The sequence below is a fragment of the Moraxella sp. genome (assembly GCF_024227015.1).
Classification (GTDB): domain Bacteria; phylum Pseudomonadota; class Gammaproteobacteria; order Pseudomonadales; family Moraxellaceae; genus Moraxella.
In genome coordinates, this window is record NZ_JAAELD010000099.1 from 1 (window position 1) to 12000 (window position 12000).

10 protein-coding genes and 1 pseudogene are annotated in these 12000 nt (G+C 49.3%); 7 read left to right on the plus strand and 4 right to left on the minus strand.

Annotated features, from left to right (window positions below):
• Positions 1 to 422: SIS domain-containing protein (locus tag GY683_RS02175; RefSeq protein ID WP_297287191.1), on the plus strand; the 422-nt coding region annotated here is incomplete at its 5' end.
• 40 nt (positions 423 to 462) lie between these two features.
• On the opposite strand, the gene GY683_RS02180 is transcribed toward GY683_RS02175, so the two are convergent.
• Entirely contained in the window at positions 463 to 1206 is a 744-nt protein-coding gene (locus tag GY683_RS02180) for an endonuclease/exonuclease/phosphatase family protein (RefSeq protein WP_297287192.1), read from the minus strand.
• A gap of 108 nt (positions 1207 to 1314) precedes the next feature.
• On the minus strand, positions 1315 to 2439 hold the full coding sequence (locus tag GY683_RS02185) for a hypothetical protein (protein WP_297287193.1): 1125 nt from the start codon (positions 2437 to 2439) through the stop codon (positions 1315 to 1317).
• Between the two features lie 280 nt (positions 2440 to 2719).
• On the opposite strand from GY683_RS02185, the gene GY683_RS02190 reads away from it, so the two are divergent.
• Genes GY683_RS02190 through pdxH form a run of 3 tightly spaced genes read left to right on the plus strand, consistent with a single transcriptional unit; the run spans position 2720 to position 5696 of the window.
• A complete protein-coding gene (locus GY683_RS02190; RefSeq protein ID WP_297287194.1) occupies positions 2720 to 4825 on the plus strand; it encodes a M3 family metallopeptidase in 2106 nt (701 codons plus the stop codon).
• Positions 4825 to 5055 carry a YheV family putative metal-binding protein gene (locus GY683_RS02195; protein WP_046697275.1) on the plus strand — a complete coding sequence of 77 codons (231 nt, stop codon included), beginning with the start codon at positions 4825 to 4827 and terminating at the stop codon, positions 5053 to 5055. Before GY683_RS02190 ends, GY683_RS02195 begins: the two co-directional genes overlap by 1 nt.
• Before the next feature lie 8 nt (positions 5056 to 5063).
• Complete coding sequence (gene pdxH, locus GY683_RS02200) at positions 5064 to 5696, plus strand: pyridoxamine 5'-phosphate oxidase (protein WP_297287195.1); 633 nt, start codon at positions 5064 to 5066, stop codon at positions 5694 to 5696.
• Between the two features lie 96 nt (positions 5697 to 5792).
• Here the strand turns inward: pdxH and plsB are convergent, their stop codons facing one another.
• Complete coding sequence (gene plsB / locus GY683_RS02205; protein WP_297287196.1) at positions 5793 to 8420, minus strand: glycerol-3-phosphate 1-O-acyltransferase PlsB; 2628 nt, start codon at positions 8418 to 8420, stop codon at positions 5793 to 5795.
• A gap of 279 nt (positions 8421 to 8699) precedes the next feature.
• On the opposite strand from plsB, the gene GY683_RS02210 reads away from it, so the two are divergent.
• From GY683_RS02210 to GY683_RS02220, 3 genes are read left to right on the plus strand one after another with little or no spacing between them, the layout of a single operon-like run.
• Positions 8700 to 9626: an acyl-CoA thioesterase II gene (locus tag GY683_RS02210; protein ID WP_297287197.1), complete on the plus strand. Its 927-nt coding sequence runs from the start codon at positions 8700 to 8702 to the stop codon at positions 9624 to 9626.
• A gap of 2 nt (positions 9627 to 9628) precedes the next feature.
• Entirely contained in the window at positions 9629 to 10780 is a 1152-nt protein-coding gene (locus GY683_RS02215) for a DUF1615 domain-containing protein (protein WP_297287198.1), read from the plus strand.
• Between the two features lie 2 nt (positions 10781 to 10782).
• A complete protein-coding gene (locus tag GY683_RS02220; protein WP_297287199.1) occupies positions 10783 to 11799 on the plus strand; it encodes a GTP-binding protein in 1017 nt (338 codons plus the stop codon).
• A gap of 7 nt (positions 11800 to 11806) precedes the next feature.
• Here the strand turns inward: GY683_RS02220 and GY683_RS02225 are convergent.
• Positions 11807 to 12000, minus strand: a pseudogene (locus tag GY683_RS02225) (hypothetical protein); the annotation flags it as partial.

Genomic DNA, 12000 nt, shown 5'->3' on the forward strand with positions numbered 1-12000 from the left:
TCTTAGGTCGTGGCATCCATTACCCAATCGCCCTAGAAGGCGCTCTAAAGCTAAAAGAGCTAACCTACATTCATGCCGAGGCCTATCCTGCAGGTGAGCTTAAGCATGGCCCATTGGCACTGGTTGATGAAAATATGCCCGTGGTAGTCATCGCTCCCAATGACAAGCTACTTGACAAGGTCAAAGCCAACATGCAAGAAGTCGGCGCACGTGGCGGCGAGCTGTTCGTCTTGACTGACCTTGACAGCGACTTCACCAAGACTGATGATGTGCACGTCATTCGCACCCCGCGCCATGTGGGCGTGCTGTCGCCGATCGTACACACCATCGCGGTTCAGCTGCTGTCCTATCATGTCGCTCTGGTGCGCGGCACGGACGTGGATAAACCAAGAAACCTTGCAAAATCAGTCACAGTCGAATAAACCACAAAAAAACCGCTCAAATCTTTGAGCGGTTTTTAATTTAAAGAGACAGTACTGCACTGATTGGCAAATGGTCGGACAGATTCGACCACGGTATGCCTGCATGAACAGTTGCGCGGTGGATTTGTAAATTACGCACATAGATTCTGTCTAGGCTCAGTACTGGTAGCTTGGCAGGATAAGTGGCAGGATAAATCTCGTGCAAATGATGAAAAACCTCAGTCATGCCAAGCGATTCCAACACTTGGGTGGATTTTTTACTCCAATCATTAAAATCACCCGCCAAGATCAATGGCACATCCCTGCCAATCACGCCATCGATATAATCAATGATCGCCTGATATTGCTTGATGCGGTCGCGATGCAGCAGGTTTAGGTGCGCGCACAGCACTACCACAGGTCTCTCCCAGCCTTCAGGATGAATCTCACAGTGCAGCACACCACGCTTCTCAAGGCGACTGACTGTGATATTCACATTATGCTTGGGGTCGAGCGGGTGGCGAGACAGCACTGCATTGCCATGATGCCCATGCTCATATTCCACGTTCTTGCCATAGCTGTCTTTTAAGGCCAGATACTCACCGAACCATTCATGCTGAGACTGCTTAGGGTATTCATTAAACGATATGGCGCGTTTTAAATTCTGCCCTTGAACTTCTTGTAAGCACAGCACGTCAGGCTCGATAGAGGCGAGCGCGTTCGCCATGCCATTTAGCTTGACCAAACGATTCAGCGGCGACATGCCTTTGTGGATATTATAACTAATAACAGTAATCGGATTCATATAATTAAAAAATGACGCAATCAATATTGCGTCATTTTAGCATGGTTTACAAGTTTGGCAATTTTTATCTAGGACTTGTAAAGCCTTAGTCATTGCCAGCTCTTTGGTTTAGTAACGTGTCACCAGTGCGATGTCGGTGTCTGCGATGATCTCTTTTGGTAAGAACACCACTTCACCGCCATGTGCGCTGACCAACTCAATGATCTCGCCCACCACGTCATCGGTAACACCATCGGCAGCTGCATCGTCACTTAGTGTGATGCTCTGATTCGCCTCATCAACCACAGCAGGCTGAATATAGCCAATGCGTACGTACAGACGCTCACCGATGCCTTGGAAGGCCGCTTGATAAATCGCTTGCAAATCGGTGCGTAGCAGATTGTTACCGCGGGCAGCTTCCATCTCGCCTAGGCTAGATTCATGGCGAGAGGTGCGATAGGCTTCAACTGTCTCATTCAGACTGTCGATAATGTGCTGAGCTGAGCCATTCTCTAGGTCGGTGACGTTATCGGCTGAGCCTGCGATGATGTCAGGGCGGTCACACACATCTTTATAGAAGCTGATATTACGCGCATCACCGACAACGAACAGCGATACATTGTCTTGAGACTTGCCAATCACTTCTTGAACGCTCTTATCGACACGATTTAGGAATTCTTTTAGATAATTATCCTCATTCGATGCTGCAGAGCGATCTGCACCACTCGTGGTGTACAGCGAAGTATTATCGATTGGGAACGTCAGATTCTGCATGTCGGCTTGCTCTGGCGCTTTGTCATCAAATTCACGCACAACACGGTTATTCACTGCCTCAATCAGTCTGGCATGCGTACGAGTCACCACCAACGCGTAGTAATGCACCGAGTGTGCCAAGTCACGAACGAAGTCACGTGTGGCGAATTTCTTATCCACAACCACTCGAGGTGTGGCATCAACTGGCAAGCGCAATACCTTGGCTTCATCCGCCGTTGCAAAAATCGCTAAGCTGTCTAGATTATAATTATGATCGTGATCTGTTAGTGCTTCTTCCACTTTACTCAAAATCGCATCGCTGGTGCGCTTGTCATACTCGTTGGTTAGACGCTCTGCCGCCTCAGACAGTCCATTTTTTAGGGCGATAGGGTCTTGTTCGTTCTCAGGGTGAGTGCGGTGCGTCTTTACAATGACAGAAAGCGCAGGATCTGCGGTCACGCCACGGAGCTGTTTTAGGGTAGATTTCATTGATAAGGTCATGATAGGTTTCCTTCTTATAGTGCATTATTAATCAGGCTTCTAGCCTGCCGAAGTAGTCAAATTCCCCACTACTTGAAACGCAATATAACAGCCATTCCCACACTGTTATAGTGGTGTTGTGCAAAGATTTATGACTGATTTTTTACAATGGTTATCTTTTGTGAGCAAATTTTAACCATCTTAAATTTTGTAATTAGCCGTGCTTTTTGGCATGCTAACATTGCAAAAGCCCCTGCCCGCCCTTATAATTTTGACAACAACACAAAAAGCGAGAACAGCCATGAGCATTGATTTTAATAGCGCAGATTTTGACGAGCGCCTACATTTGGTGGATTTTAACAAATCCACCCCTCAAACCCTCACCCAAGAGACCAGCGACGCCTTAGACGCTGCCCATGCTTTTTTGGATGACTTAGAAGCTGGCAAGATGGATATGGATGGCGAACCGCTTGCCATCATTGATCAATTTGACACCCTAAGCCATGCCATTCATCGGCCTTTTGGGGTGCTATCTCACCTAAATAGCGTGATGAATAGCGAAGAAATTCGCCATGCACATCATGAGATTCTGCCAAAATTAAGCGAATTTGGCGTGCGAGTTGGTCAATCAAAAGCCCTATACGACCTATACAAGACCCTACAAAACGACCTAAAAGGCAGTGGTGATTTTGCCCGCGTGCGTGCAACTTTCTTAGCTCTACAGAGTTTTGATTTGTCCGGTGTTAGCCTGCCCGATGACAAAAAAGACCAGTTCGCCAAAATTCAAAGCGAGCTGTCGCTGCTGTCTGCTCAGTTCTCGGACAATGTCTTGGATGCCACAGGCGCGTTCGCGCTGCCCTTAACCCAAGAGCAGTTAGACGGCATCACCCCAAGTGGTCTTGCCCTTTTAAAGGCGGCAGGCGACAATTATAAAGCCAAACATCCTGATGCGACGCTACCTACCGACTATGTGGCGACCCTAGACATCCCTATGTATCTGGCTGTCATGCAGTACGCCACCGATCGCAAACTGCGCGAGACTCTATATCACGCCTACAACACCCGCGCATCCGCAGAATGGACATTTGAAGGTAAAAAAGACAACAAACCCACCAAGTTTGACAACAGCGACATCATGACGCGCATTTTGATATTGCGCACACAAAAGGCCAATTTGCTCGGCTTTGAAGATTATACTCAGCTGTCCCTTGCCACCAAGATGGCAGACAGCGATGATGAGATCGAACGCTTTTTGTTGGATTTGGCGAATAAGGCACGACCATTCGCCCAAAAAGACCTAGCAGAAGTACAAAAATTCGCCAAGACGCTCGGCATCGAAGACGTGCAGCCTTGGGATGTGCCGTTCATCAGCGAGAAGCTCCAAAACGCCAAATACAGCCTAGACAGCGAAGCGATTCGCCCGTACTTCCCTGTGCCTGTGGTACTAGATGGGATGTTTGACATCATTCATGAGCTGTTTGGCGTGCGCTTTATTGCCAAAGATGCGCCCGTCTGGCATAAGGATGCGCAGTTCTATGAAGTGCATGGCAAAGACGGCTTGATCGGTGGCGCGTACATTGACCTATATGCGCGCGCGGGCAAATCTGGCGGTGCGTGGCTGTCGGACTTTCAGGGCAAGCACGAAAGACTAGACGGTAGTCAGACCCTGCCTATGTGCTTTGTAGTGGGAAATTTCTCGCCTGCGGTGGATGGCAAACCAAGCCTACTGACCCATGATGAAGTGCTGACTTTATTCCATGAATTCGGTCATGCGCTGCATCACCTACTGACTCGTGTCAACATCGCCGATGTGTCGGGCATCAGCGGTGTAGAGTGGGATGCGGTCGAATTGCCCAGTCAATTCATGGAGAACTTCGCTTGGGATAAGGCAGGCATCGCCAAAATCAGCCGCCATGTTGAGACAGGCGAGCCACTGCCTGATGACAAGCTAAATGCAATGCTTGCCGCCAAAAATTTCCAATCTGGATTACAAACACTGCGCCAAATTGAATTTGGCCTGTTCGATTTGCGCATGCATGCGGGTAATTTGACAGACTATGCAGCGATCATGACCACATTGAATCAGGTTCGCGATGAAGTGGCTGTCATCATGCCACCAAGCAATAACCGTTTCCCAAACAGCTTTAGCCACATCTTTGCTGGCGGTTACGCATCAGGCTATTATTCTTATAAATGGGCGGAGCTGCTGTCGGCAGATGCCTTTGGCGTGTTTGAAGATCATGCGGGTGATACAGGCGTCATCAACCCTGTGATTGGCAAGGCATTTTATGACAACATTCTGGCGATGGGTGGCTCACGCACCGCCAAAGAGAACTTCACTGCCTTTGCAGGGCGTGAGGCGAAGATCGATGCGCTGCTGCGTCATAGCGGCTTTGAGGTGGCGTGATGCGTTACCAATCGACCCGCCCAAAACGCCAATTCCTCGCAGGTGTGGCTTGCCCAAAATGCCGCACCATGGATGCCATCGTTCAGATACAGGTGTTCGAGCCTGAGTTTGACGAATGGATCGAATGCACCGCCTGCGACCACAGCGAACGTCGCCCCACCATTGATGAAACAGCCGCCATGCGTGAACAAGACGGCCATGATGGCGTGGGCGTGGTTAAATTTAAATAAGGATTATCATGAATCTGCACGACATCAGAGAAGACTACAGCAAGCAAGAATTGAGCGAATCGCACTGCCATGCCAACCCATTGATGCAGTTTCAGGCGTGGCTGAACGATGCCATCACCGCCCAAGTGAACGAACCGACCGCGATGAACATCGCCACCGTCGATGAAAATGGTCGCCCCAGTAGCCGCATGGTACTGCTAAAAGAAGTCAATGATGACGGTTTTGTGTTTTTTAGTAATTATCACAGCCGCAAAGGCAAGGCGCTGTCCACCAATCCATTCATCAGCATCACCTTTTTTTGGCCTGAGCTTGAACGTCAGGTGCGCATCGAGGGCATGGTGGAATACCTAAATGAGACAGCCTCTGATGAATATTTTGACAGCCGCCCTTACACCAGTCGCATTGGCGCGTGGGCAAGCGAGCAGAGCCAAGTCATCTCAGATAAGTCGGTCATCGTCAAACGCGCGGCTTTGTTCGGGGTCAAACACCCCCTGCACGTGCCACGCCCACCGCATTGGGGTGGGTATTTGGTGCGCGCTGATGCGATTGAATTTTGGCAAGGTCGTCCATCACGCCTACACGATCGCATTCGCTATCGCTTAGATGATGATGCTTGGGTAAAAGAACGCCTTGCCCCCTAGGCAGTCCATCCATCAAAAAGAGCAGACCAACAAGCCTGCTCTTTTTTATTTTATGACATCATCCATAATCAAGGACGTATAGACAATGCATTCGCTTTATCGCTTGGATTTGCCAAAGATGCGCTTATTATTCATCTCATTAATGGCAGTCTCAATCTCAGCATTATCCAAGCTTGCGGTATGACGCAACAGCTGCATCATGTCAGGGTTAAGCACGAATTTGGCATTTTGGGCGATTTTATCGATACGCTCATCAAAAATCAGCACGCCAGATTCGTCCGTTTCGACATAATCTAAGCGCTTTAATGTGTCAATAAAGCTTGTAAATAACGCCTTATCAAACATGTCAGGCAAATCATCAGCATACAGCACCGAGATACGCTGACCAAGCACGTGGCACAGATTAACCACTTGCTCTGTGGTTAGGCGACCGCTGCCCTGCTCGGACAATAACGCCAGTGCCATGAAATAACGCTCAAGACTCTGCTGGGCAGGACTTGCCAACACCAAAAGCTGCTGATAACTTGGCGAGTTGGTCTCTGGCACGCCAAGCACGCCATCGCCCAGATCCACAATCAAGCCCTCAGCGATGAGCACACTTAGTGTCTCATCGGTTAGCTTCTCAATGTGTTTTAGCGCGGTGTTTAAGAACAACTCTGCCTGTAAAAATGGATACATCAATGTGGTGATCGCATCAAGCTTCTCACGATAAATGCGCCCATTGCGCTGCACCAAGGCCGCCAAGAAGCTTGCCATGATGAACACGTGCAAGATGTTATTTCTAAAATAGCTTAATAGCGGCGCTTGCTTGTCCGCCACACGAATCATGTCGCCAAGTACGTGCGGTGTGCGCTCGATGAGTTTTAGCTTCTCGCCATAAGCCAAGATCTCACTCGGTGGCAGATCGGTGATGTGCGTGTCTTCGTCATATGGTAGCGTGCGAGCGATGCGCTGATACAGGGCGATCTGCTCGATGCATTGATCTTCATCAAGCGCCGACTTAGGTGTAGATAGCAGTGCTAGCGCGATGAGCGATACAGGGTTCACGACCGCAGATTTATTGATGTTTTGCAGGACTTTAACGCCTAAGTTCTGCACCATGGCGTGCGTGTTCTTGGTGTTCTCTTCGCTGTTGTCTTTGGCAGATACAGAGAATTTCTCCATAAAATCATTCAAATGCAAAGGCTCGCCAAACGACAAATGCACCGTGCCAAAGATACGTTCGATCTTGCGCGCGGTTTTTAGTAGCCCTAGCCAGTTCTCAGATTCTTTTGGCTTGCCCTTAAGTTCACCAACATAAGTCGCCCCCTCCATGATTCGCTCATAGCTGATGTAGGTTGGGATGAATACGACAGGCTTGGCAGGTTCACGCAGATGACTACCCACCGTCATGGCAAGCATACCAAGCTTCGGCGGCAATAGACGTCCCGAGCGCGAACGACCGCCTTCAATAAAATATTCCATCGGAGCTGCACGCTGCATCAGACTGTGCACATATTCTTTAAATACTGTGCTGTATAGTGCATTACCCTTAAAGCTGCGACGCATGAAGAACGCGCCGCCATTACGCAGCAGCTCACCCAGTACAGGAATGTTCAGATTCTCGCCTGCCGCGATGTGCGGAATACGAAGACCGCGCTTATAGATCACATAGGACAGCAGCAGATAATCCATGTGGCTTCGATGACAAGGCGCATAGACGATCTGATGATCAGGAGCAAGCTGTCGCACACGCTCAAAGTTGCGCACTTCAACGCCATCGTACAGTCGTGTCCACAGCCACGTCAAGAAATGATCAAAGAACCTAAGCACCGAATGCGAATAATCACTCACGATCTCGCTTAGGTATCCCGAAGCTTCTTTTTTGACGGCGTTGATGGATTTGCCCGATTCGGCAGCTTCTTTTTCGATGGCGGCTTGCACCACTGGCGATGATAGAATCTCGCCTGCCACATTACGTCTGTCTGATAAGTCAGGACCGACGATGCTGGTGCGCTGCTTATCCAAGAATCCTTTTAGTCTTAGATTAATCGTGCGTGACAAATCATCGCCAACGCCTGCCTTGGCATCCGTGATGAGCTTTTGTAAGGATTTAACTTCAGAGAATCGAACAAAGGTGTCACGCCCCATCACGCCGATGTTAAATAGCTGCTTAGGGATACTCGGCGAGCTCCATTCATCCGCCATCAACAGGCGAAACATCGACTCTTCTTTGTCGGGTGCGCGCCCCCACAGGATCGTTACAGGCACCAGATTCACGTCCAGATCAGGATTATCAAGGCATGACTTGACCAATCGCTCAAGACGTGGCGACACGCTCTCGCGCTCTTTGTTGCGCCCATGCAAGAACACCATCGCAGATGACTCATCAAGTCCACGCGAATGGATCTCAGCCAGCGCTGACGGCAAATCCAGCTCATCCGTCATCATACCCACAAGCAAACTGTTCGAGCGCGAATAATCTCGAATCACATAGAAAGTCGGATTCTCATTATCAATGATGGGCGCTTCACCGATGACAGTAGGCTTTACTGCCAATGACAGACCCTTGGCAGACACACGGCGATAAGGATTGGGCGATGCGACCGGATGGCGCGGTTTTACTTTCGTCTCTTGATCATCATGATTGCCTTGATCATGCGATTCATGCGTGGTGAGCACGTCTTTTTTTGACTTGTCGCCTTTACCGAACAACTGGCTTAACTTATTGGGGAGTTTTAACATAAAATAATATAATGGTTTGTCGTATGTATATGGCAGCATTTTACCATTTTTTTGTGATTAGGGGATGATTTGGGCGAAAAAAGTTCTCGCGCCAGTCATTAAGCCTAATGATAGCGGCGATGATTAAATACATAAAATTCATACCGATGCGTCACAAGCGCCATGCATAATCACTGTATCAAATATTGACAATCGCCTGATGCAGATAGATAATAAGCCGTTTGATGAATATCAATTCAATCTACGACGTATCATTTAATCACGAAATAGCCGCACGCCATGACTCATATTTTTGCAAAAAGTGATGACCCAAAAGACTTGGTCGCTGATTTATTAAAAACCATCGCCCTAAAACAAACCGCACCTGACGTGTTCGTTGCGCCCAGCTTTGATTATGTCGGTCCTAGGATTTTTGGCGGCCAAGTATTGGCGCAGGCGCTCATGGCGGGAGCATTGACCTTAGAATATGACAAGCCTTGTCATTCTTTGCATGGGTATTTTTTGCGCGGTGGCGATGTTCGTTTGCCAGTGACTTATCAGGTGCGTCGCCTGCGTGATGGCAGAAGCCTATCGGCGCGTGAAGTCATCGCGGTTCAATATGTGCCAAATGATGCCGGCGAGCTCAACGAACAGGTGATCTTCTCGATGATCGCATCATTCTCGCCCATGGAAGGTGGGCTTGAATACCAAGAACCCATGCCCGAGTATCCAGAACCTGACTCGCTATTAAATGAACAAGAGCTAAAATCATCCTATGTCGGCAACGTCCCAGAAGCCCTAAAAGCACGCTTCATGCGAAAACGCCATGTTGAGATTAAGCCCATCGACCCTCGTGATCCCATCGCACCTACGCCCATGCGTCCACGTCAAGCCAACTGGCTGCGCATCAGCGAGCTCGGTGAACAGCCTGTAGCGGTGCATCAAGCATTACTTGCTTTCGCGTCGGATTTTTATTTGGTGGGCACAGGTCTGATGAGTCACGGACTTAGCTACCTTAGCCGCGGTCTTCAGGTCGCTAGCATCGACCACTCCATGCATTTTCATCGCCCTTTTGACATCAATGAATGGATCTTATATGACATGTGGAGCGACACGACGAGCCACGCCAAGGGGCTTAACCATGGGCAATTTTGGCAAGATGGCAAGCTTGTCGCCACCACCCAACAAGAAGGTCTGATGCGCCTGCATCTAGACACAAAGGCATAGTCATGTTGAAGCGCGCTCTTGTTGTGATTGGCGCTACGCTACTGTGCGCCTGTGATACTACCGACACCACACAAACCAAGTCACTCACCGATAAGCAAATCACCAAGCTCATCCCCAAGCGCGTCGATGGGCGAGCCTCGTGGTCAGCTGACATCGCCAAGATCTTCGACGAGCTAAAGATCCCCAAGAGCACTCAGAACATCTGCACCGCCATTGCCGTCATTGACCAAGAGTCTAATTTTGATGCCGATCCGCGCGTGCCGAACCTAGGCAACGCCTCGTTAAAGGCGATCGATGAGAAGTTAGAAGCCAAATTCGGCAAGACACTTGCCAAGACCTTTCGCACGATGCTTGAGACCAAGCCAACCAAGGATGATAGCTTTATCAAGCAAATTAAGCAAGTAAAAACCGAACGCGAACTGGATGAACTGTATCAAAAGATCTTTGATTACTTTGCCAGCACTTATAAAGTCTCAGGGCTTGCCCACATCACCAAGCTGACTGGCGAAGGCATCGATGAGCGCATCAACCCCATCAGTACACTCGGATCGATGCAGGTGCACATCGACTACGCACGCTCGCATCGCCGCAGCAACATGAGTGATCGCACCCTACGCGCTGATCTGTACAGCCAGTATGGTGGTCTGTACTATGGCATTCATCGCCTCATGGTGTACCAGGCCGACTATGATAAGCCACTGTATCGATTCGCCGATTATAATTCTGGCATGTATTCAAGCCGCAATGCCGCCTTTCAGCAGCGCATCAGCAGCCTAAGCAAACAAAAAATCGACATCGATGGCGATCTTTTGCTCTATGATGGCGGCAGCCCACTGAGCAAAAAAAGCCAAACCGAAACCGTGCTCATCAAGCTTTTGGCGACAGCACCGACACCTGTTAGCGAACGCCAAATCCGCAGCGACTTAAAGAAAGAAAAAACCAAAAGCTTTGAAAACACTCAAAGCTACCGGGCGGTCAGTGAGATGTTCAAGAAAAAGTACGGACGCGATCCAAGCTACGCCATCATGCCACAAGTCGTCATCTCAGGGCCGAAGCTAAGCCGAGATTATAATACCAACTGGTTCGCCACCCGTGTCGATAAGCGCTATCAGACATGCATGGCGACCGCCAAACAGCACAAAATCAAGATCTAGCCATGACCATCGTCGCACGCACACCGACCACGATCATCACAGGCTTTCTAGGTGCAGGCAAGACCACCTTTATTAATACCTTGCTCGCTCATAAGAATACTCTGAACATGACGGACAAATGGGCGATCTTGGTGAATGAGTTTGGCAAGATAGGCATTGATGGCAAGCTTTTTGCCGATAGTGATGTCGCAATTAAAGAAGTGAGCGGTGGGTGCATCTGCTGCACCAACCAGCTGTCGCTACAGATCGCCTTGGTTCGCTTGCTCTCTGATCACAAGCCTAGCCATCTGATCATCGAGCCTACAGGACTTGCTCATCCTGATGAGCTGTTAAGTCAGCTGGGCGCACCACATTGGCAGACCAGCCTTCACTTACGCGCCACTATCTGCATCCTAAACGCCGCCCAGTGGCAAGAAGAGCACCATCGCAATCACGACGGCTATCAAGCGCACGTCAAATTCTCAGACATCGTCATCATCAACCGCACACAGATGCTCAGCACCGATCAATATCAGGCGCTACGTGATTGGATCAATAGCATTCACCCTAATGTGCAGATCATCGACATGAATACCACTTCTGCCGATGAGCTTATGGCATTACTTGGCAAAATGCCAATGCCCAAGCAGCAGCCCATCAAGGTTGCGCTAAATCCTTTGGCTCTCAAACCTGTAGTCACGAACACGAACGTAACCGGCGAAATAGACGACACTGAGCCGCCCTATCGCTATCATGATAAGATGGCAGGCTTTCACGTGGGCGGATGGCGACTGCCAAAAGAATGGCGATTCGATGGTCACGAACTACAAAAATGGCTACTAAACCTTCCCCATTATGCTCGCATCAAAGGCATCATTCACACCCAAGATGGCTGGATTAGCCTAAACATCACTCAAGAGAGCATCAGCATCCAAGACAGCGACGCACAGGAAGACAGCCGCCTAGAGTTTATCCTACACCAAGAGGTTGATTGGGATGGGCTGGATGGTGAGCTGATGGGATTTTTGATGGGTGAGTGATATTAGATCACTCGAACACCTTAATCAATTTTTGCTGCGTATCCACCACCACTTTTGAGCCAATGCCCACCGTAAATAACGGCTGCGTGTGGGCAAAATCCATGTCATACATCACGGGCACACGCCCTAAAATGGGGTGCTTATCAAAAATCGCCCTTAGTAGCTTATCCGTCATACCCACATCTGTCGGCACACGCCCAA